This window comes from Psychrobacter celer, assembly GCF_016107555.1.
Taxonomy (GTDB): domain Bacteria; phylum Pseudomonadota; class Gammaproteobacteria; order Pseudomonadales; family Moraxellaceae; genus Psychrobacter; species Psychrobacter celer.
In genome coordinates, this window is record NZ_JABASU010000004.1 from 69,439 (window position 1) to 92,670 (window position 23,232).

At 47.3% G+C, this 23,232-nt stretch carries 18 protein-coding genes; 3 read left to right on the top strand and 15 right to left on the bottom strand.

The window, feature by feature from the left end:
- Nucleotides 1–56: 56 nt before the first annotated feature.
- Nucleotides 57–1,307 carry a 2-methylaconitate cis-trans isomerase PrpF gene (gene prpF / locus JFC05_RS03455; RefSeq protein ID WP_198335784.1) on the bottom strand — a complete coding sequence of 417 codons (1,251 nt, stop codon included), beginning with the start codon at nt 1,305–1,307 and terminating at the stop codon, nt 57–59.
- A gap of 78 nt (nt 1,308–1,385) precedes the next feature.
- On the opposite strand from prpF, the gene JFC05_RS03460 reads away from it, so the two are divergent.
- A complete protein-coding gene (locus tag JFC05_RS03460) occupies nt 1,386–1,538 on the top strand; it encodes a hypothetical protein (RefSeq protein WP_198335785.1) in 153 nt (50 codons plus the stop codon).
- Between the two features lie 2 nt (nt 1,539–1,540).
- On the opposite strand, the gene JFC05_RS03465 is transcribed toward JFC05_RS03460, so the two are convergent.
- From JFC05_RS03465 to JFC05_RS03490, 6 genes are all read right to left on the bottom strand, one after another.
- On the bottom strand, nt 1,541–1,786 hold the full coding sequence (locus JFC05_RS03465) for a type II toxin-antitoxin system Phd/YefM family antitoxin (RefSeq protein WP_198335786.1): 246 nt from the start codon (nt 1,784–1,786) through the stop codon (nt 1,541–1,543).
- A 201-nt stretch (nt 1,787–1,987) separates the two neighbouring features.
- Complete coding sequence (acnD, locus tag JFC05_RS03470) at nt 1,988–4,627, bottom strand: Fe/S-dependent 2-methylisocitrate dehydratase AcnD (protein WP_198335838.1); 2,640 nt, start codon at nt 4,625–4,627, stop codon at nt 1,988–1,990.
- A gap of 99 nt (nt 4,628–4,726) precedes the next feature.
- Nucleotides 4,727–5,857: a bifunctional 2-methylcitrate synthase/citrate synthase gene (prpC, locus tag JFC05_RS03475; RefSeq protein ID WP_198335787.1), complete on the bottom strand. Its 1,131-nt coding sequence runs from the start codon at nt 5,855–5,857 to the stop codon at nt 4,727–4,729.
- A gap of 112 nt (nt 5,858–5,969) precedes the next feature.
- Nucleotides 5,970–6,863, bottom strand: a complete 894-nt coding sequence (prpB, locus tag JFC05_RS03480) for a methylisocitrate lyase (protein WP_105245810.1) — start codon at nt 6,861–6,863, stop codon at nt 5,970–5,972.
- Nucleotides 6,864–7,297: 434 nt separating this feature from the next.
- The gene (locus JFC05_RS03485; RefSeq protein WP_198335788.1) at nt 7,298–8,605 is read right to left on the bottom strand and encodes an NRAMP family divalent metal transporter; all 1,308 of its coding nucleotides are present in this window, start codon (nt 8,603–8,605) and stop codon (nt 7,298–7,300) included.
- A 277-nt stretch (nt 8,606–8,882) separates the two neighbouring features.
- A complete protein-coding gene (locus tag JFC05_RS03490; RefSeq protein ID WP_198335789.1) occupies nt 8,883–9,938 on the bottom strand; it encodes a LysR family transcriptional regulator in 1,056 nt (351 codons plus the stop codon).
- A gap of 275 nt (nt 9,939–10,213) precedes the next feature.
- Between JFC05_RS03490 and JFC05_RS03495 the strand changes: the two genes are divergently transcribed.
- Entirely contained in the window at nt 10,214–11,233 is a 1,020-nt protein-coding gene (locus JFC05_RS03495) for a hypothetical protein (RefSeq protein WP_198335790.1), read from the top strand.
- 280 nt (nt 11,234–11,513) lie between these two features.
- On the opposite strand, the gene JFC05_RS03500 is transcribed toward JFC05_RS03495, so the two are convergent.
- Nucleotides 11,514–12,014: a hypothetical protein gene (locus JFC05_RS03500; protein ID WP_227697387.1), complete on the bottom strand. Its 501-nt coding sequence runs from the start codon at nt 12,012–12,014 to the stop codon at nt 11,514–11,516.
- A 154-nt stretch (nt 12,015–12,168) separates the two neighbouring features.
- Between JFC05_RS03500 and JFC05_RS03505 the strand changes: the two genes are divergently transcribed.
- Nucleotides 12,169–12,825: a hypothetical protein gene (locus JFC05_RS03505; protein ID WP_227697388.1), complete on the top strand. Its 657-nt coding sequence runs from the start codon at nt 12,169–12,171 to the stop codon at nt 12,823–12,825.
- 141 nt (nt 12,826–12,966) lie between these two features.
- Here the strand turns inward: JFC05_RS03505 and JFC05_RS12985 are convergent, their stop codons facing one another.
- From JFC05_RS12985 to yghU, 7 genes are all read right to left on the bottom strand, one after another.
- Nucleotides 12,967–13,332 carry a helix-turn-helix transcriptional regulator gene (locus JFC05_RS12985; RefSeq protein WP_244658176.1) on the bottom strand — a complete coding sequence of 122 codons (366 nt, stop codon included), beginning with the start codon at nt 13,330–13,332 and terminating at the stop codon, nt 12,967–12,969.
- A gap of 161 nt (nt 13,333–13,493) precedes the next feature.
- Nucleotides 13,494–14,237 (bottom strand): M90 family metallopeptidase, encoded by a 744-nt coding sequence (locus tag JFC05_RS03515; RefSeq protein ID WP_198335791.1) that lies wholly within the window; start codon nt 14,235–14,237, stop codon nt 13,494–13,496.
- 56 nt (nt 14,238–14,293) lie between these two features.
- Nucleotides 14,294–16,852, bottom strand: a complete 2,559-nt coding sequence (gene uvrA / locus JFC05_RS03520) for an excinuclease ABC subunit UvrA (protein ID WP_198335792.1) — start codon at nt 16,850–16,852, stop codon at nt 14,294–14,296.
- Between the two features lie 216 nt (nt 16,853–17,068).
- Complete coding sequence (locus tag JFC05_RS03525) at nt 17,069–18,313, bottom strand: DUF819 family protein (protein ID WP_198335793.1); 1,245 nt, start codon at nt 18,311–18,313, stop codon at nt 17,069–17,071.
- 252 nt (nt 18,314–18,565) lie between these two features.
- The gene (gene csdA, locus JFC05_RS03530; RefSeq protein ID WP_198335794.1) at nt 18,566–20,209 is read right to left on the bottom strand and encodes a DEAD/DEAH box helicase CsdA; all 1,644 of its coding nucleotides are present in this window, start codon (nt 20,207–20,209) and stop codon (nt 18,566–18,568) included.
- Nucleotides 20,210–20,705: 496 nt separating this feature from the next.
- Nucleotides 20,706–21,815 carry a DUF1176 domain-containing protein gene (locus JFC05_RS03535; protein ID WP_227697389.1) on the bottom strand — a complete coding sequence of 370 codons (1,110 nt, stop codon included), beginning with the start codon at nt 21,813–21,815 and terminating at the stop codon, nt 20,706–20,708.
- Between the two features lie 538 nt (nt 21,816–22,353).
- Nucleotides 22,354–23,226 carry a glutathione-dependent disulfide-bond oxidoreductase gene (gene yghU / locus JFC05_RS03540; protein WP_227697390.1) on the bottom strand — a complete coding sequence of 291 codons (873 nt, stop codon included), beginning with the start codon at nt 23,224–23,226 and terminating at the stop codon, nt 22,354–22,356.
- Nucleotides 23,227–23,232 lie beyond the last annotated feature (6 nt).

The window sequence follows — 23,232 nt, forward strand, 5'->3', positions numbered from 1 at the left end:
TTGGCATATAGGTGTCGCGCTATGCTTTATTTAACAGTAGTCTGCAGCCTATCAAATCAAAACGCATCCGCTGGTACAAATACCTCGCCTGTCATAATACGGCGGGCTGAGCGACTCATCGACACTTTTTTAGCTTGCCAGCGGCCGTCGACTTGTTCGGTCTTACCGCCGACCAGTAGCGTCCCTGATGGATGACCAAAACGCACCTCGGACAGCTCGCCACCGCCAGCCGCCTCATTGACCAATGTCCCTTGCGTGGTGGCCGCTGCCGCAATGGCGACCGCTGCGGTACCCATCATCGCATGATGCAGCTGCCCCATGCTCATCGCGCGTACCACTAAATTGATATCATTTGCATTAACTTCTTTACCACTAGACGAGGTATAGCTTTGTGCTGGTGCTATCCAAGCGATCTTGGGGATATGTTGGCTCGCTTGTGCCTCACTCTCATCTTTAAACAATCCCATCGCCAAGCCGCCACGCGCACGAATTTTTTCCAACTTGGCTAATAGTGCATCATTACTATTAATATCGCCTTGTAATTCTGTACCGCTAAAGCCTAGGTCTTCTGCCTTCATAAAGATAGTTGGGATGCCTGCGCTGATAAAGGTCGCTTTGACGCTGTCTTTATCGAGGCCACAACCAGAGACATCAAAGTCATCGACAAGGTTGTTGGTCGGGAACATGTCACTGGATGAGTCAACCGGATCGATAAATTCAATTTTGACCTCAGCGGCGGGGAAGGTGACGCCGTCTAATTCAAAGTCGCCCGTTTCTTGTACTTGCACCTTGCCATCTGCGTCTTTGTATATAGGCACATGAGCAATGATGGTCTTGCCGATATTTTCTTGCCAAATACGCACTTCGCAAATACCACTATCGGCATCGACATCCATGCTACTAGAAACCTTATCCGCGTCAACAATACCCATATTTATCGCACAAGCACCCACGGCGGCGGTTAAGTTACCGCAGTTACCCGCCCAATCAATCATGGGCTTTGCGATATTAACTTGTCCAAATAAATAATTGACGTCATGATCAGCTTGTCTTGCTTCAGACAAAATAACCGTTTTTGACGTGCTAGAGCTGCCATTACCTAAGCCGTCGATTTGCTTACCATAAGGATCTGGGCTGCCGATAACACGTAGTAAGAAGTTATCTCGCGGCGAGCCTGCAACTTGGCAACGCTCAGGTAGGTCGGATAATTTAAAAAACGTGCCCTTTGACGTGCCGCCGCGCATATAGGTGGCAGGGACGGAGATTTGCGGGGCGAATTTTGGTTTGGGTTGGGTGGCTTGTGTCATTACTAGGAGTCCTTAATATAATTATGATTTGATTATGTATTATTGGTAATATAAATAAAGGTGAAAATAGAGAAGATTATGACAACAAATAAAAAGCACAAAGAAAGCTCAGCTAAAATTAAACGTATGATGCAAGACAACCCTGACTTGTCTTATGAGTTTGTGCGTCAATTACTCATCGCTCACGATGAAGTCGAGGCTGGTAGAGTTGAACCATTTTATTTTAGATAGGATTACTGCAATCCTAAACTCATTTTGCCAGCTTTATACTGCTCAACAGACTTAGCCAAATGGGCAGCATTAGCAGATGACTTTAGTAAATACAGCGTCTCCATCAAACCATTGTAATGAGCACTCGACATAACAACCGCATCATTATCGTTTTGACGATTTATGACTACTGCATCGGTACCATTATTCACCGTATCTAAAACGGCTTTAAAGTCTTTATTAGCGTCTGTAAAGCTGATAATTTTCATAAAATTTCTCTTAATATAAAATTTTAATAAAATACAATCTATAGTAACTCTGCAAAATTGTGATGCTGGGTTAAAAACCCAGCCTACGCCAAATTCAAATAGTTAGAGAGTATAAGCTTAAAAAAACCGATGCCATATAGACACTCTATACAACATCGGTTATTTATAACTTACAAGCTAAACCTTAAACGCTCAAAACGCTTAGGCCACTTCACCCGCTAAGAACTCTTTGGCAAAGCGCTGCAGCATACCGCCAGAGTTATACATTTTCACTTCATCAGCCGTATCTAAACGGCAAATAACAGGCGCTTTATCGACTGTGCCATCTTTACGATGGATAACTAGCGTCATCTCGCCGCCAGCGGATACCTCACCTTCGAGATCAAACACTTCGCTGCCATCGATATTTAGCGTCTCACGGTTGATGCCTTGTTTGAACTGTACGGGGAGAGCGCCCATACCGACGAGGTTTTGACGATGGATACGCTCAAAATCTTCAGCCACGACGACTTCCACACCAGCAAGACGCACGCCTTTGGCAGCCCAGTCACGGCTTGAGCCTTGGCCATAGCCATCACCTGCGATGATGATGAGTGGCTGCTCACGATTCATATACGTCTCGATCGCTTCCCACATACGCATGACTTGACCTTCTGGCTCCACGCGCGCAAGTGACCCTTGAATGACGTTGCCGTCTTCGTCACGTACCATCTCATTGAGCAGTTTTGGATTGGCAAAGGTGGCGCGCTGCGCGGTTAAGTGATCGCCGCGGTGCGTGGCGTACGAGTTGTAGTCTTCCTCAGGCAAGCCCATGGTATCAAGATACTCGCCAGCGGCGCTATCACCCATAATCGCATTAGATGGTGACATATGGTCGGTGGTGATGTTGTCACCAAGTACCGCTAGTGGACGTAAGCCTTTAAGCCGGTTCATCGCCGCCATCTTGCCTTCCCAATACGGCGGACGACGGATATAGGTACTCATCTCACGCCAGTCATATTGTGGGTCGATGACAGAAGCTTCATTACGACCTGCCTGTGCTTTGGCTTCATCAAACATTGGGATATAGACGGCATTATACTGCTCAGGTTTGACAGCTTTAGCCACGATAGCATCGACTTCGCTATCCTCAAACCAGATGTCTTTTAGATAAACATCGTTGCCATCTTGGTCTTTGCCGAGTGAGTCTTTTTCGATATCAAAACGGATATTACCAGCGATAGCATACGCCACAACCAAAGGTGGCGAGGCGAGGAACGCTTGCTTGGCATACGGATGGATACGACCATCAAAGTTACGGTTACCTGATAATACGGCGGTACTAAACAAATCGCGCTCGATGATCTCTTGCTCGATCTCTGGGTCGAGCGCACCGCTCATACCGTTACAAGTGGTACAAGCAAAGGCGACGACATCAAAACCCAGTTTTTGTAGCTCGGGCAATAGGTTGGCTTCTTCTAAATACAGCTTAACGGCTTTTGAGCCTGGCGCGAGTGACGACTTGACCCAAGGCTTACGAATAAGACCTTTTTCTACTGCGTTACGGGCGACGATACCAGCGGCCACCATGTTGCGTGGGTTTGAGGTGTTAGTACAGCTAGTAATAGCAGCGATAATGACTGCGCCATCTGGCATTAGCCCATCTTTTGGTTCTGGTAGTTTTTCATTTTCACCGTGGGCGATACCTTCCTTAACAAGGTCTGTCGTTGACACACGAGCGTGTGGACGTGAAGGACCAGCGATATTACGTACCACTTTCGATAAATCAAAATGCAGCACGCGCTCATATTCAGCATCTTTTAGGCCGTCCGCCCACAGACCAACTTGTTTGGCATAAGCTTCTACGATTTTGATTTGCTGCTCTGAGCGTCCGGTGAGACGCAGATAATCAATGGTTTGCTCATCGATAGAGAACATCGCAGCAGTTGCGCCGTACTCTGGCGTCATATTGGAGATAGAAGCACGGTCGCCAACAGTCAGATTGCGCGCACCTTCGCCGTAAAACTCTAGGTAGGCTGAGACCACGCCTTCCTCGCGTAAAAACTCCGTCATTGCTAGTACTAAATCGGTACCAGTAATGCCTTCTTGCAGCTTACCTGTCAGCTCAACGCCAACGATGTTTGGCAAACGCATGTATGAAGGGTTGCCCAACATCACGCTTTCGGCTTCTAGCCCGCCGACACCGATAGAGATAACGCCAAGCGCATCGACCATCGGGGTGTGACTATCGGTACCGACCAAGGTATCAGGGAAGGTGATGGCATCGCCGTCTTGATCCGCGACAACTTGTACTACTGGCGACATTTTTTCTAGGTTGATTTGGTGCATGATGCCATTACCAGGCGGTACCACGTTGACGTTGTCAAAGGCGTACTGACACCAGTTGATAAAGTGAAAACGGTCTTCGTTACGGCGCTCCTCGATGGCACGGTTTTTTTCAAACGCATCTTCTTCAAAACCAGCATGCTCTACGGCTAATGAGTGGTCAACGATCAGCTGCGTCGGTACGATGGGGTTTACTTTGGCAGGATCACCGCCTTCCGCTGCGATGGCATCACGCAGTCCTGCCAAATCGACAAACGCGGTCTGACCTAAGATATCGTGGCATACCACGCGGGCAGGATACCAAGGAAAGTCGACCTCTTGCTTACGGTAGATATGCTGCGCTAGCGCCTCGGTCAAATCCTCAGGTGGGCAGCGACGTACGAGGTTTTCGCATAATACCTTTGAGCTAAAAGGTAGCTTGGCATAAGCACCAGGCTCGATCTCATTGACCGCTTGCTCGACATCAAAGTAATGTAACTGGGTACCGGGCAAGGGTTTTTTGTACTTATCGTTCATGGTTTGCGGATTAACTTGCGTTAACGGCTGTTTGTTGTCTGTCATGACGGATCATCCTTACTAAGAAGGGTTATTAAAAATCGCTGTTATTTAAGAAAATTAACCGCGCGCGCCGATGTCCGGTACTGAGCGCAGCTCTTCGCCCGTATATTCCGCGCTTGGACGAATGATACGGTTGTTGGCGCGCTGCTCAAACACGTGTGCCGCCCAGCCAGTTAAGCGTGAACAGACAAAGATGGGCGTAAACAGCTTGGTTGGGATGCCCATAAAGTGGTAGGCTGAGGCATGAAAAAAGTCAGCATTACAAAACAGTTTTTTCTCGCGCCACATGACTTCCTCACAGCGTACCGATACTGGGTATAGCACTTCATCACCGACGTCAGCCGCCAGCTTTTCAGACCAACCTTTGATGACGACGTTACGCGGATCCGACTCGCTATAGATTGCATGACCAAAGCCCATAATCTTATCTTTACGCTCGAGCATGGCCATCATTTCTTTCTCGGCTTCATCAGGTGAGCTAAAGCCCTCGATCATGTCCATCGCAGCCTCATTGGCACCGCCATGCAAATGCCCACGTAGTGAGCCGATCGCACCTGTAACACAAGAATGAATGTCCGATAACGTAGATGCACAGACGCGGGCGGTAAAGGTCGAGGCGTTGAACTCATGCTCAGCGTACAAGATCAATGAGACATTCATCACGCGCTCGTGTAGCTCGTTTGGCTTCTCGCCTTTGAGTAGATGCAAGAAATGCCCACCGATAGTAGCATCGTCCGTTTCGGTCTCGATACGCACGTTGTCATGGCTAAAGCGATACCAGTAGTTGATGATAGAAGGAAACACCGCCAGCATACGATCGGTTTTATCATTTTGCTGATCAAAGTCGGTTTCCATCTCAAGGTTACCTAGCATCGAGCAGCCTGTACGCAGTACGTCCATAGGATGCGAGTCCACTGGAATGCGCTCGAGTACGTCTTTTAGCGCTTGCGGTAGGCCACGCATTTTTTTGAGTTTGGCTTGATAAGCATCAAGCTCGCTTTGAGTCGGCAAGTTGCCATACAGTAGCAAATACGCCACTTCTTCAAAGATACACTTGTCCGCCAGCTCAGAGACATCGTAGCCGCGATAGGTCAGACCTGAGCCTGATTTGCCAACTGTCGATAGCGAGGTCTTGCCTGCGACTTGACCACGTAGGCCTGCGCCTGATAATTCTTTTTGTGCTGCCATGGTTGAATTCCTTTTTTTAGGTGGCTTGTTTGGGTAATTGACGAAAAGGGTGATGTCATAGTGATAAGCACTTACTATAGATACTTATTGATTGACACTTATTAATCGGTGCTTACTTGTTATCTGCAAACAGTTTGTCTAGCGTTTGCTCAAACTCGTGATAGTTTAAGAAATCATATAGCTCCATGCGGGTCTGCATGGTATCGACGACGTTTTCTTGTGTGCCGTCATCTAATAGATGCTGATAGACATTGAGGGCGGCTTTGTTCATCGCGCGAAAAGCAGATAAAGGGTACAGCACCATATCGACACCCACTCCATATAGCTGATCGGTGGTGTATAGATCGGTCTGGCCAAACTCTGTCATGTTGGCCAGTACAGGGATATCGAGCACATCGGTAAACTTGCGATACATCTCGATGTCGGTTAACGCTTCTGCAAAAATCATATCAGCGCCGGCCTCAGCAAAAGCAACGGCACGCTCAACCGCCGCGTCTAACCCTTCGACCGATAACGCATCGGTGCGCGCCATGACCACAAAATCAGGGTCGGTTTTGGCATCTAAGGCCGCTTTTAGGCGATCGACCATCTCTGAGATACTGACGATTTCTTTGTTTGGGCGATGGCCGCAGCGTTTTTGTGCCACTTGGTCTTCGATATGTACAGCAGCCACGCCCGCTTTTTCCATTTTTTTGATGGTTTGGGCGATATTAAAAGCGCCACCAAAACCAGTATCGATATCGACCAATAACGGCGTATCTACCGCGTCGGTGATACGGCGCGCATCCTCTAGCACATTATCAAGGCTGGTCATGCCCAGATCAGGTAAGCCAAAAGACGCATTGGCCACGCCGCCGCCTGATAGATAGATGGCCTGATGACCGACTTGGGTCGCCATCATCGCGGTATAGGCGTTGATAGTACCGACGATCTGTAAGGGTTGGTTTTGGTCGTTTTTTTGAGCCAAAGCTTGGCGAAAACGTGCGCCAGCGGATAAAGAAGTCATGTGGTGGTCCTTGTCCTTGTTATCGTTTTATGCAAAACACTGAGTATAAAAAGTAAAAAGTGAGGTTGATCGTATTAGTTTTTGATTATACCCAAATATCTACCGATGCAAAGACCCTGCCAAGCTAGGTTTATAAACAATTGCTAATTTATCAGTGAAATAAAAGTAAATCTATTCGTATTTCAAATAGCATTATCCAAAAAGTCATTATTTCTTTGATTTATTATTTATATCCTTTAAATCATTAAAGTACCGGCGAGGTTTTATTTACATTTATTTACAATTACATCTACGCTGGCAGGCTTTGACAAAGCAAAGGAGCAGGGGCGTTATCTATTCGCCAAAAAAAAGCCCTAATAGCAATACTAAAAATGCTAAAAGGGCTTTTATCGCTTGAGCCTTATTCGTTTAAGAAAGAGGTGCTTTTATGCTCTCTAGCCAAACATACCGGTTAGGTTGGCTAAGAACAATAACGCAAAGCTGGCTAAGAAAATAAGCCCAGCGATCGACCAAGCATTCATGCCAGCTGAGAGCTTTTTATGCTTTTTCACCAATGAGTAGTTGAGCCAGCCAAAGATGGGCGCTGAGACAAAGGCGGAAATCATAGCAAACTTGAGCATCGCGCCAAGCTGACCTGTAAAGAAGGTAATGATTACCAAACCACCACCGATGGCATAAGTTGTCCAAAACGCGACTTGTTTTGTGTTGATTTCCTTTTCACCTTTGAGCAAACGCCAGCACTCTGCATTGGCACGGCCATAACCGTCGGCACAGGTGATGGTGGTGCCAAACATACACATAAAGGCGACGAAGGCGACTAGCAGCCGCGACCACTCACCGATGGTCGCTGTGTACATGTTGATCAACTGATTAATATAAGCGCCGCCAACCAGCTCAATCTCTTGTCCTGAGCCGTACTGCACAAACACGCCAAGTGATAAGAAAAACAGCGCCAAAATCGCAGATACTGAGTAACCAACATTAAAGTCTAGCAAGCCCTGACGGTGGGTCGTATGATCGGTTTTGACCTTGGCAGAGGTCCACATAGAGGTAATGGCAGCAAACTCTAATGGCGCGGGCATCCAGCCCATCAACGCCACAATAAAGCCTAGTGTCGCCAAATTCCATGGCGAGGCGGCAACAAAATCAGCCGCCATCACGGTCGGCTTGCCAGCAGCGATGATGACCGCCGCAACGGTAGCCGTCGTGAGAGCAATCATGATCCATTTGGTCACGCCATCGAGTACCTTATAGTGACCTGCAATCAAAAAGAACCATGATACAGCCACAATGATGAACGATAACGTCATCGTCGATAGGCCAAGAGAGGCGGGCAGCATAAAGCCTAATATCACCGCAGCAATCAGTGACACAGCGCCGGTACTGATGACGGCAGACAAGACAGATAGGATAAAGTAAACCCAAAGATAGACCTTTGAGCGCTTGGCATAGCCAGCAATCAGACTCTCACCTGTGTCATAGACATAATCAGTACCAAAGCGAAAAAACGGATACTTAACGACGTTGGCCAAAATAATCATGATCGCAAGCTGCCAGCCATATATCGCGCCAGCCTGCGTTGATGAGATCAGATGCGAGCCGCCGATAGCGGCCGTCGCCATCAAAATCCCTGGGCCAAAGATACGCCAGCTAAAGCCCTTGGGCTGCTGCGCCTCATCGGTTGCGCTGTCGGTCGCGTCGGTGCTTGCAATGCGAGAGTTGTTGAGTGGTTGTGTGGACATGAATACCTCGAGATGTTTGAACGGCAAATCATCACTTACCTGTGTCAGTCTGCCAATGAACGGTCATGAATTTTCTATTACCTTTAATAAAACGATTCATCTTTTATCGACTTTAGCACACCGAAGCTGTTCAGGAGAATGATTATTCTAATAACTATTACTAATTGTTTGCATGCCCATTCTCGATAGTTAGCATAATTGCATATAAATATCAAGAGTTTGGACGAATTTTTTTGGCCGTTCTTTATAACATAATAATCGTTCGATATCTGATAATTTAAGGCATCGAGGCAAATTTTTGTGGTCGATAGGTGATACCGCGCTGCTCATACACTTGATACGTCGCGGTGAGTAGGTCGGGGATGCTTGGATGAACGCAGTCTTTGAGCGTATGTAAATAAATAGGAGAGGTGGCGTTTTCGTGAATGAGGCGCTGATAGCTGATCTGCTCGGTACGGACAGTGCTTAGGCTGGCAGGCACCAGCGTGATCCCTTCGCCTGCCGCCACTAGGCCCAGCGCTACTTGTAAGTCACTCACTGTCGTGGTCATAAATGGTGATACACCGTATTGGGCAAATAAATGCAGCAGCGGCTCGGTGATCGGCTCGTTTTGTCCTAGCGGCGCTTGAGAGTCCAATGACGTATGCTGCTGAGCTGCAGAATCGGTATCGATTGGCGAAGAGGCCGGCGACTTAGGCTTTGATGACGAAAAAGCTGTCGATACTGTGGTGGCTATCGGTAGATGCGTTTGATGGTATAAAATCAGGCGGTTATTTGCCAAATCGATCAAACGCTGCGCACGCACCTGCGCGAGCGGATGCGCCTTGGGCAAGGCCACCACGTAGCGCTCATGACGTAGGAGTATCTGCTGAATCCAAGGATCTTGGTGAGCAAAGCGCCCAAAACCAATGTCAATCTCGCCAGATTTTAGGGCATCGATCTGCTGATAAGAGCTGATGTCTTTAAGATTGACATCGATATCAGGATTTGACTGCTTTAGGGTGGCGATAATGTCGGGTAGTAGCCCATACAGCACCGATGGCACAAAGCCGATATTGAGTGTACTACTGGGCATAGATAAGCGCTGAGTCATGCTAGTGACTGCCTCAATCTCTGTCAGTACGGCACTGATTTTTTCATAAAAAAACGCCCCCGCATCTGTCAAATGCAACGGCCGATGGTAACGATCAATGAGCACCACCCCCATCTCTGTCTCAAGCTGTTTGATCAGGCGACTCAGACTTGGCTGCGACAAACCTGTCTGGGTTGCCGCTGCGCTAAAGCTGCGTAGATCTGCAATCGCAATGAACGCCTTCAGTTGTTTTAAATCCATATCTGAGTGCCTGTTATATCTATTGTTATCTTTATACTGTATTTTAATCGTTTGATTTAAAACGTTGGCAACGCGCCTGACATGATGAAAGAACCATCATACGTTTGAAAAAATCAAGCGCGCCCTGTAAGGGTAAATAGGTAAAACCTACAAATTGTGCTTGAAGATAGAGCAGTAGGCAATTATATTGGCCGTAACGGTGCTGTTACATTTGGCAAATAAACTGTATCATCCTTTATCTAATGGTAATAGTATAACTGGCTCGGTATCATTCTATGAACGATATAAATAATGACAGTAGTATTGATCTTGAAGCAAAGCTTGACACAAAGTTGGCAAAAAAGATTGCCAATGCTAAAAATCGCAGAGACAAGCGCAATGGTGGTATCTACAAGCGTTTTTTGAAACGCGTGCACCACCCTGAGCCTCATAAAAAACTAGAGCCTCTAAAAAGCGCACATCATCTACCTGCTTATGAGCCGCTGACCGACGAAGAGCTACAATGGTTTACCAGTCAAGATAAGCATGACAGCCAGCCAAAACAGCCGCCAAAAGACCCAACAGCTGCGACACCAGATACTGAGCGCGACAACGACAAACTTGATTTTACGCTGGACTTTTCTGAGCCAGATAGCACGACCTCTCACAGTGTATCAACGCCTGAGGGTGGGCTAGATACCGACAAAGGGACGGGCAGTGTATTTAGCGCAGATATTGTAGAAATAGATAGCGGCGTAGCGCCAAAGCATCACATCGACGATCATGAATCACAGGATCGTCAAGCGGCTGCCAGCACAGAGGTTGAGGCTAGCAGCTATCAAATTACCGACTCTCAAAGTCAAAGTATCGATCCTCAAGACGAGCAAGCGCTGGCAAGTAAACGCAAACCATCAACACTCATTATCGGTATCGGCTCAGTACTTTTGGCAGCGGCCGTGCTGGGTTATGCCGCCATCACTTATTTCTCTAGCGATACAAAAGACAACCCTATACAAAGTACAGAAGCCACAACCCCTGATGTAGCTGTAGCGACTCAGCAAGAGCAAGATGCAATGACAGACACCAGTGCAACTGTTGATCATACAGCGTCAAGCGACTCTGCTGCAGCACTTAGCTCGGATAAATCAGACGAAATCGCCACAACCGAGCAGCCAGCTGACGAAAGTCAAAACAATGCTGCCTCAACCAGCGAGGATGAGGATTTGGATACTGAGTTGGATGCTGAGCCTGTGATTACTTACGAAGAATTTAAAGATGAATCACAAACCACCTTGTACCGCGAGACCAATGGTTAATGATTAATGATTAATGATGTTCCTTGTAGGGTGGACTGACCATACAGTGCTTAGCAAGGCAATGTCTAGTAAGCGCTAATATAATCACTGATATAGTATTTTATAGACCTTATTTAACATAATATACATTATGCGAAAACAAACCAATGCTTTTAATAAGTTGCCGATAAGCTTTTTATACATACTGATTCGACGATTTTACTTACGTTACTTTCTATTGATGCTCCCAGCAAATCATCAGTCCATCACCAAACCAATCCATCACCATACTTTTCTCAAACTAACGGCAAGCTTTTAGCAAATGCTCACGCAGCGATTTTCCTTGATCAGTTAATATCACGTCTGCCACTTGGCAATTTTTATCATCACAAATCAAATCATAATAGACATCGCCGCCTTGTGCCAAGCTGACTTTAACCAGCCCTTTATCAGTGATGGCAAACTGCTTGTCTTGCTGATAATCAGGATCCTGTGAGTTCCATAATACATCGTAACCCACATGACAAGACATTTGCGCTGTCTCAAAATATGTTTGTTCTAACTGCATGGCGTTTTGCAGCGCTGTATTGGCGTATTGTTGCAGGACGACTGGATTATCCATGCCTTCATTACGGATGTCTTGCTCATACATCTGGCGAATGGTTTGTAGTTTTTGCGCGTTATATGTCTGCATGCCTGTTGTCGTATTACTCTTTGTAACATTAATTGCTGCATGAGCAAACGTCGCAAATCCTGCCGCGAGCGATATCAGTATGGGTATCAATGGTTTAATAATCTGCATGGGTCAATTTACCCTATTTTTTTACACAAATAGCTATTAACCATTACATCACACTCATATGAGGGCTGTGCTGTCTTATCGTATCATTCAGGTTGAGATGATTAACGATTGTCGCTTTGCATAATCCCAGTAACGGCCATCATAAGGACATAATATGACCCTATTTGCAGCGTTAAAACCCCCTTATTTTTCGATAATGACAAGTGGTATGTTCGCCTTTGTATTGGCAGCAACAGGCTGTCAATCCTCAGCTGAGTCCACTATAAATACATCGGCGCAATCCACCAACACCCCCGTAACCACGGACATGAGCCAACAAACGCTCAAACAGCAAGCGTTACGCATCCAGCGTGCACTTGCCAATAACGACTATGCCAGAATCACCAAGGATATTCATCCTACCCGTGGTGTGCGTTTCTCCATGTATGCCTATGTGCGCCCTGAGTCCGATAAGGTCTTTAGCCGTGAACAGTATGCTCAGTATTTGCAGCAGTCCAAAATCCGCTTTACTTGGGGTGAACGTGACGGCTCTGGTGCGCCATTAATCATACCGCTACCAGAGTACCTAGACACTTGGGTAAAGGCCAAAACCTTTAATGACGCTACCCTTAGCATCAATGAGTTTCAAAAAAGTAGCAATAGCATCAATAACCTAAATAAAATATATCAAAACTCTGATGTCGTTGAGTTTTACTATAAAGGTAGTGATGAATACAGCGGTTTAGACTGGCGGGTGTTGCGCTTGGTGTTTGATGACTATCAAGGTAAGCGTTATCTGGTAGCCGTTATCACTGACCAGTGGACGGTTTAGTGCATTTATAAGCAAATAGCAGCTAAAACAGCAGGATGCTGACGCTCAACCATGATGCCCTGCCCTTTTTTGCTGTCTTTATACTATATATTCTTTTTTATAAATATAAAAGACTGTGCTATTGCTTATTTTTCAAGTATTTCAGTTTAGCGTTAATAATACCTTGTTATCCCTTGCTGCGCGTATCTTGAGGTGGATAACCAAAATACTGTTTATAAATGCGAGAAAAGTAACTTTGGTCACCATAGCCGACCCTATGAGTGACTTCTTCAATGGTACATAGCTATTTGATTTTAAAATATGATTGGCCTGCTTTAAGCGCAGCATCTTGACCCATTCCGAAAAGCTATAAGGCAGGCTGGCAAAGAGTTTGTGCAGGTATCTAACAGAAATATGACAAGCTGCAGCGACGGTGTTTGGGCTCAAATGAGGGTTTGCTAAATTTAAATTCACATAATGCTCGATACGTTTGAGATGCACAGACTGTATCGCTGACATCTTACTCATCATCACCTCTTTGGGTGCACTCAATGTCAAGACAATCAGATTTAGCAGCTTGGCATGCTGCAAAAATCCCAAAAACTTATTGGGCTGCCGAATTTATGCGTGTTTTGCTGTTTATATTGATATGATGAGTACATCTATGACTTACGGTTTTGCTATAAAGACTACAGCGGTGTTTGCTGAAAAAACTTCACCATAATGTCATAAATATCAGGATACGCATCGAATAGCTTTTGCGGGGTCTCAAAAAACACTTCGCTAAGCACCGCAAAAAACTCCGCTGGATTGGTCGCACCATAGCGATCCAGTCCTGACTTACGATGATTTTGAAAATCTTCAAAATCACGGCTCATAATTATTGTCCAATGCTCAGGATTCATATCGGGCTGCAGGGGCGGAAAACCATTGGCACGACCGTTAAGCATATCGAGCTTGTGTACGAACTCATGAATGACGACATTATGACCGTCACGCTCACCTGAGTGCTTGGCGTCCTTCCATGACAGAATGACAGGCCCACGCAGCCATGCCTCTCCGCTACGATGTTGAGTACCCTCATGGACAATGCCAAACTCATCGACGGTTTTCGCCTGGCTTTTGTATGAGCCAGGATAGATGATAATAGACGACCAGTCTTTATACCATTCCAGCCCTAAATTTAGAATCGGTAGGCAAGCTTGCAAGGCAATAGACAGTCTGACTTTATCGGTAATCTCAAAGCCCTGCGCGCCGGTAATCGACTTTTCATCTAAGAATAACGTCGCCAGCTCAAACAGACGGCTCCTTTCGTCCTCATTTAGTCTATCAAGTATAACAATGCGCTTGGCAGCTTGCCGCCAATCAGCCGTGGTAAACTTACTATTGTCTAGTATGCGCTGCTCACGCCAGTCTTTTATCATGCCAAACATGGTTGTTCCTTAACGTTAAACGATATGCAATAATGATAATACTGCGCCAATTAACGCTATATCAATAAAAACGGTGCAGTTTGGCTGGTCTTTGATGTTGCCACATCCTCAGGTATGCCTTGAGCAACGACTTGCCCGCCTGCATCCCCTGCTCCTGGGCCAATATCGATAATCCAATCGCTATTGCTGGCCACTTGCATATCGTGTTCAACCATAATGACGGTATTGCCTGCCTCGACGAGCGCATCTAATTGCGCCATCAGCATCGACACATCAGCAGGATGTAGGCCAGTGGTCGGCTCATCAAGGATATAAAGCGTATCGCCACGCTGGGTACGTTGTAGCTCGGTGGCAAGCTTGATACGCTGCGCCTCGCCGCCCGACAGTTCAGTCGCTGGCTGCCCCAGACGCAAGTAGCCAAGACCAACTTGCAAGAGAGCATCTAAAGCACGTAATATCGAGGCTTCTCCATCAAAAAACGTATAAGCAGATTCTACCGTGAGATCCAGCACTTCAGCGATGTTTTTATCTCGGTAAGTAATCGCCAACGTGTCATTATCATAGCGCTGACCGTGACAAACTTGGCAAGGCGCATAAACACTCGGCAAAAATAACAGCTCAACACTGACAAACCCTAGGCCTTCACAGTTGGGGCAACGACCCTTTGGCGTGTTAAAGGAAAAACGGCCCGCATCATAGCCGCGCGCTTTGGCCTCTGCCGTTGCCGCAAATAATTTACGGACATCGTCAAACAGCCCTGTATAGGTGGCAAGGTTTGAGCGCGGCGTACGACCAATGGCTTTTTGATTGATATCAATAAGGCGGCTGACTTTGTCCATACCAGCAATAATTTGGCCTTTAGTGACCGTCTCGATTTCCTGATCTAACAAATCCGCTTCATCAGTTGCAGCTTGGGTAACCACCTCTTTCCCTAAGGCTTCATTGACTAACTCAACTAGCGCCTGACTGACCAAGCTTGATTTACCTGATCCCGATACGCCAGTGACACAGGTCATCACCCCTAGCGGAAACGCAATACTTAACCCTTGGATGTTGTTACGCTCTATATCAGCAAGCTTTAGCCAAGCGTTAGGTTTTCTAAGCGGTTTTTTGTGCGCCGTCTCTTTATCGGTAAAGAGATATTGTGCGGTTGTTGATGCAGCAACCTGACGCAAACCCTCTACAGGGCCGCTATAGACAATCTCGCCGCCATGCGTGCCCGCCTGCGGCCCGACATCGACCACCCAATCGGCATGGCGAATAACGCTCACATCATGCTCGACGACAAACACTGAATTGCCAGCGGCGATGAGCTCATCCAATGCCCCCAACAGTGCTTGCGTGTCGGCAGGATGCAAGCCTGCGGATGGCTCATCAAGCACATACACCACCCCAAACAGCTGCGAGCGAATTTGGGTCGCTAATCGCAATCGCTGTAGCTCACCTGGCGATAATGTCGGCGTGGTGCGCTCAAGCGACAAGTAACCCAAGCCCAGTCTCGTTAGTGCTTCAACACGCGCTAATATATCGCTAGCAATGCGCTGTGCGACGATGGCTTTTTCACGGTTGGGGGTGTCATCTTCGATTTTTGTATGCGCTGTTTTTTCCAGCGTTAACGCCAAATCGGTTAATGTAAGTTGTGACAGCTCGCCGATATCCAGCCCTGCAAAAGTCACCGATAGCGATTCTTTTTTGAGTTTTTTACCGTGGCACTCTGGGCATACAGAGATTTGCATAAACTGCGAGACCCGTTTTTTGACCCGTGGGCTTTGCGTGGTGGTAAAGGCATTTAAGATAAAGTTTTTGGCGCTGATATACGTGCCCATATAATTGGGCTTTTCACCTTTTTCAATCGCAGCACGCGTTTGCGCCATATCGTATTCAGGATAGACCGGGACCGTTGGCGTCTCATCGGTAAACAAAATCCAGTCGCGAGACTTTTTGGACAATTTGTGCCACGGCGTATCGATATCATAGCCAAGCGTGGTTAATATTCGGCTTAGGTTTTGTCCTTGCCAAGCGCCAGGCCACGATGCAATCGCCCGCTCACGAATGGACTTGCTACCATCAGGCACCATCAACTCTTCGGTCACATCAAACACTCGGCCAATACCCGAACATCTTGGGCAAGCACCATCTGGCGTATTGGGCGAGAATGCATCGGCGTAGAGCATGTCTTGATCTGCTGGGTACTCGCCAGCTCGTGAGTACAACATTCGCAAGCCGTTTGATATGGTCGTGACACTACCAACGGAGGAGCGTACAGAAGGCGTGCCCCGCTGCTGCTGTAAGGCGACTGCGGGAGGCAGGCCTTCTATGGCATCGACATCTGGCTCGTCCACTTGATCGATCAGACGCCTTGCATACGGCGACACCGAATCCAGATAACGCCGCTGTGATTCGGCGAACAAAGTCCCAAACGCCAGCGATGACTTCCCTGAGCCTGATATACCCGTAAACACCACCAGCGCATCACGTGGCAAATCAACATCGACGTTTTTTAGATTATGCACACGTGCGCCTCGGACTTGAACGTGGCTGTTTGGTTGCTTGTTTCGCTGGTGATTGGGAGTGCTATAAGGGTCGTGGGAGTTTGTATTATTGTACTTGGCCATACCGCAGTCTTTCCTCTTAACTCATTATTATTATAAGATTTGATTACCGAGAGGTTAACACACCTTGGCTGTAGGCTAGAGCTAAGCTTACGTATTCATAGCATAGAGAGACAAAACGATAACTTTATACCTAAATGACATAAAAAGAGCGTATTAAGAAAATATCTTAGCACGCTCTTTTTAATTGAGATTGACAGCTCAGAGGAATTTTTAACCTTAGCCCACCACCAACCGCATCATCTGCGTGCTGATATAGCCGCCAAAAGTACCGACCGCATAACCAAGAATACCCAAAAACACCCCAACTGGTGCGAGTGATGGATGAAAGGCGGTAGCGACAATCGGGGCTGAGGACGCGCCGCCTGTATTGGCATTGGAGCCCACAGCCAGAAAGAAGAACGGCGCACGAATGAGCCTTGCGACAGCAAAGATAATGACAACGTGAATACTCATCCATAGCAGACCGATAAGTAGCAGGCGCCACTGCGAGACAATACCAGCTAGATTGATTTGCATGCCGATAGCCGCGATAAGTACAAAGATAAATACTGTACCGATTTTGGAGGCGCCCACATGATCAAGCCGGCGAATTCTGGTAAAAGAGAAGATCACCCCTATGATGGTAATGATGACCACCATCCAAAAGAAGCTACTGGCAAAGCTGTACTGCACCGCCCAGCTATAAGGCGCAAAAAACCCTGCGATTTGCCCGCCCAAAAAATGCGCCACACCCACCATGGCAAAGCACAGGCCAAACATCACCATGAGGTCATTTAAAGTCGCAGGCCGCGCATGGTGGCGCTCATAGCTCTCAACTGCGGTGATGACTTTGTCGATACTACTGCTATCAGCTTTTAACAATTTATCAATTTTATCGCTGTGTTTGGCCATGATAAGTATCGCGAGTAACCACAGCGAAGCGTTGGTGGTATCGACCAGAATCATCATGCCAAACAAGTCATCACTGACCCCAAATAGCTCCTTCATCGCCGCTTGGTTGGCCGCGCCGCCGATCCAGCTTCCTGCGACCGCCGAAAACCCGCGCCACAAGGTGCCATCACTAAACATACTAGGCGACACCCATTTGGCGATGCCTAAGCTGATCGGACCACTGATGATAATGGCGATACTGGCGGCAAAGAACATGGCAATGGCTTTCCAGCCTAGACCCAATATCTTGGGCACATCCATCGACAGAGTCATCAGTAGCAAGCTGGCTGGCAACAGGTAGGTAGCAGTAAAGCCATAAATCTGCGAGCCAACACCGTCTGCAAAAACCCCTAAGCTGTTGAGCGTTGCGGGTATAAAGCAGCACAGAACGATACCGGGCAGTATGGCGTAAAAACGTCGCCAAAATTTACCAGGCAGCCCTTGGGTATAGAATACTAGGCCAATGATTGCCATGATAATACCAAAGGCTAATGGCAGGCTATCGATTGCTAAACTTGAGGTGGCGGGCATCAGAGGCCTCCGAGTGTACGATTAATCAAAGCCCGTCAGTATAGACAAGGCAAAAAATAGGTGCAAGCAAGGATCCTGCGTTTATCCTATTTGTTTGACGATGGGTGGTTATTAAATGGCCAACACCATTTAGTCCTTACCTATAGCCACAAAAAAGCCAGATAACACGTATCTGGCTTTTTTGTTATTGGGCGAGTTTTATACCGCTATATATCACAGTGTCATCAACGCCAGCAATATTATGGCGCTGTATTACGAGTTTTTACCACGGTTGCCGCCATTTGGACGACCTTGGCCACGGCTATCAGAGCGACCCGCTGGGCGGCCTTGACTACCACTTGGACGACCACGGCCTGTAGCTGCACGGTCACCGCGCTTGCCCTGATATGGTTTACCACCAAAACGGTCTTTTGGCTTACCTGATGAATCACGTGACTTGCCAGCACCTTGGCCTTGGTACCCACTATCATTGCTGGCGCGCTGGCCTGTTGCTGCGCGATCGTTTGAGCGACCACGTCCACCGCCAGTAGACTTGCCAGCATAACCACCGCTTGAGCGGCTACGGCCTTGACCACCACCGTTAGAGCGTCCGCGACCACGGCCACGGCCGCGTCCTTTGTTTTCGCTTGGTACGTAGGTTTTCTTAGGCTCCATGCCCTCGATGACGCACACTTCCATCTGACGATCTAAGTAGCGGTTGATGGCGTTTAACTGTGGGCGATCATCCATACTGCATAGGCTGATGGCGACACCGGTACGACCTGCACGGCCACAGCGGCCGATACGGTGCACGTAGTCTTCTGTTTGACGTGGTAAGTCGTAGTTGATGACGTGTGAGATGGCTGGCACGTCAAGACCACGGGCAGCAACGTCAGTCGCTACTAGGATTTTGCATTTGCCATTACGTAAGTCTTGAACGATACGGTTACGCTTGCTTTGCGGCAAGTCTCCATGTAAAAAGCTGGCTTTGTGGCCTTGCTCTTGTAGCGATTTGGCCAGTTTTTCTGTACTGCGTTTGGTCGCCGCAAAGATGATGATTTGATCCATCTCTGGTTGGCAAACCACTTTATCAAGCAATCTGTTTTTGTGATCAAAATCATCACAGTAGTACACTTTTTCTTCGATGTGTGCTGACTCTACCTTGATAGACACGCGCTCAGGGTTTTTGGTAAAGCTGGCAGCGATTTTGCCGACAGGGCCATCCCAAGTGGCTGAACACATGATCGTCTGACGATCGGTTGGCGCGGCGCTTAAGATATCACTGATGTCATCAGCAAAACCCATGTCAAGCATACGGTCCGCTTCATCTAGTACCAACACTTCAAGGTTTGATAAATCCACACGGCCTGCTTTTATATGGTCAAGCAAACGACCAGGCGTGGCGACGATGACCTGTACACCTTTACGTAGGGCGGTGATTTGACCGTTGTAAGGCGCGCCGCCGACCAATGGCACGCAGAACAAACCGCGCATGTCTTTTGAGTACGTGCGCACGCTGTCATGCACCTGCTGAGCAAGCTCGCGCGTTGGCGTTAGGATAAGGGCTTTGGTGAGCTTATCAAAGCTAGTGGCACGGCTTAGACGATCGAGTACAGGGATAACAAAAGCGGCGGTCTTACCACTACCGGTTTGCGCAGACAATAATAGGTCGCGGCCTTGTAAGGCAAAAGGAATGGCTTGTTCTTGGATAGGTGTTGGATTGGTATAACCGATGCGATCAAGCGCGGTCAAAATCGGCTTGGCAATATTAAGATCGCTAAAGGTTGTTTTGTCTTCTGAGGCCGCGTCTGTTGCTGCTTGAGCAGTAGCGTCTGTGTTAGAGGTGTCAGTGTTTGGCGTATCGGTGCTTTCGATGATGCCGTTTTCAGCGGCGATGGCAGATAAGATATCAGTCATGAGAATCCTTGGGTAAGTATAAGATGCTGTACATTCAGCAAGCTTGATGCATACCACTGATAACCGTTCACCACACTGCCTTTATGAGCTACCATCGAATCATATAACGATATCGATAGTTAGAAGCTAAGCGATTCAAGCCAAGCTTCTATCATAAATGCATGTGTGCTGTCTGACGTATTTTGGTGGTAGTGCCGAGTGTCTTATCCTTGCTTGCTATCAGCGTATTATCAATGCTTTGTCCAAAGCAGATAATCGAAAACAACAACCAATCCAAACCATAGTGATGATTCAGTAGATAAGATATGAGTCAAAAACAACGATAAAAACGTTATTTAAGTACACAAAATCATCGGCAACAATTACTCATGGTCAATCCTAGACCCAAAATCGCAGGCGATGTTATCAATCTCATAATTCACAAAAGCCTAAGCTTTCGTGGCGACGTAGTATAGCACAATAAAAAACTAACTGTAGCTATTTTTGCAATATCCTATTATTTGCCTATTTTTACCTCCGTGACATAGGTTGGCAGCTGCCACGCGCCGCCCGCCTCGATCATACGGCACAGTCCTGTAGTGCTTTCATGGCTTTTTTCAAATGCCCTGCCCGTCCATAGCCAATCAACCTGACTGATACAGTCGCCGATGCCACGGCCTTTTTGTACCGAGCTTAGCTTGCCTTTGTCATAGCTGGTGGCACTGGTGGTCACCAAGGTCGGCTTATAAGGTTTTTTGTCATTAATGACCCAAACGCCACTGCCTGCATTATAGGCACTCACCCAGCAATCATGCTGCGCGAGTAATTGAGAGTTGTTTAAGCGGCTGACCCGCCATGGCGACTTATCATCTAAGTTTGGGCAGTCACGATCAGCATCTCTTAAGGTCTCTTTCATCAGCGCGGCAAGCTGGGACGACCTCATGACGAATTTTCGTCGATCGCTGGGCACAGCTTTCGGGTTGGGAGCGACAAACCTTAGCTTTGGCGCAGGCTTGGGCGCCAAGACACTGCTATTGGGTTTGGCGGCGCCTTCAGCCTTAATAAAAGCGCTCGGTGTCCCTACTCGCCCCTGAAACTCATCGGCCTTGAGCATGACAGCGCTGGCCCCTTTATCCGACAACTGCCAGCGGGAGTTGCGCAAAACCAGCTCAATCTTACTCGTTTTGGTCAATGCCTCTAATAGCGCATTGACTTGCGTGGCAGTCAGCTCAGCGTTGCCAGCGGCAGCAGAAAAAGGCCGAGTCTCGCCATAGTCTCTGCCATTGATCAGCAGTGATATACGGTGACGGCTGCCAAGCTGCATCAATGCCTTTGAGGAGCTTTCTTTAGCGCCGCCCAGCTTGACCTTGCCATCGACATCTGCATTTGCCCCAGCGCGGCGTACTAGTAGCACCGAGACTGGAAACTCACTGTTGTTTTCTGCTTGATAGCCTGCCAGCCGGCAAGTGCGGGTGTTATCACAAGCCACCTGCCAGTCTTGACTGGTAAACTCGATACCGCCGCCTGCCGCCATGCTGGCTGTACTAACGGCAGCAGCACCGATAGCAGCGACCAAGGGTATAGGAATATGAATAAACTGAGAAAATGAGAGGGTATTTTTTATCATAAATAAAAGTATCTTTGTTATTTTTTTTAAAGATTTTATTGTTTTAGGAATGAGATAATGTTTGGATATAGGCAACTCACTACCTATCATAAGACCAGTCACGCCAGCCACAGGGTTTGGTCTGCTGTCTTGCTCGCTGCTATGTAACATACACATATGTAATATACGCCGCTGCTGAGATTGGCAGGAGTTGCTAAAGCCTCCTAGCTTGGTATCATCCTTCATAGTCACTATCCATTAATTAATAGACGATGTCTACGCATCTGTTATAAATGTGGCGACATGCTATCTTAACGTATTAATGTTTCTATCTGTTGTACAGATGTACCATTGTGTAATTAGATAAATATACTACTATTACAATATAAACATATATGAATGTAGAATGACAAGCGATATCTAAAACAGCATATTAAGTATCAAAAAATCGAAAATAGGGCCGATAAGTCATCACTTATCAGCCCTATTGTTCTAACTATAATCAATTTGGCATAAAATCGATATGCCGACATACCCTGTTTGACTGGTATAAATACGGTTATTGATTGATAGGTTTTAAGCTCAAGTCTACAGCGCGCTTGACCGCTGGACGCTCAGCGATATTTTGAGCCCAGCGTTTGACATGCTGATACTCATCGACTTGTAAGAATTCAGCCGCATCATAGAGCTTGCCAAGCACCAATTGTCCATACCATGCCCAAATAATCATATCAGCGATGTTGTAATCGCTGTCATCATTACCGCACATATAGCTGTGGTCTTTTAAATGCTTATCTAGCACATCAAGCTGCCGTTTGGTCTCCATCGTATATCGGTTGATCGGATACTCTAAAGGCTCAGGTGCATATGCGTAAAAATGCCCAAACCCGCCGCCTAAAAAAGGCGCACTGCCCATCTGCCACATGACCCAAGACAGACAATCGGCGCGCGCCTTGCCTAAAGGTAGCGGAATAAACTTGCCAAACTTTTCGGCCAGATACATCATGATAGCGCCCGACTCAAAGATAGCGATAGGCTCATCCGTCTCATCATGCGAGCGATCGACCAAGGCGGGAATCTTTGAGTTTGGGTTTATGTCTACAAACCCTGAGCCAAACTGATCGCCCTCAGAGATATCAATTTTATACGCATCATACTCAGCACCTTTGACGCCCAGCTCAGCCAGCTCTTCTAAGAGGATGTTGACCTTGACGCCGTTAGGGGTGTTGAGCGAATACAGCTGCAACGGCGCGGCGCCCACCGGCAGCACTTGCTCGTGGCGCGCGCCAGCGGTCGGCCGATTGATACTGGCAAACTTTCCGCCATTGTCTTTGTCTTGCACCCATACTTTGGGCGGGACGTAGGCGGCGTTTGCTGTACTTGTGCTGTTGTTATCAGCATGCGTGCTATGGTGATTGTTTTGTTTCATCATATCTCC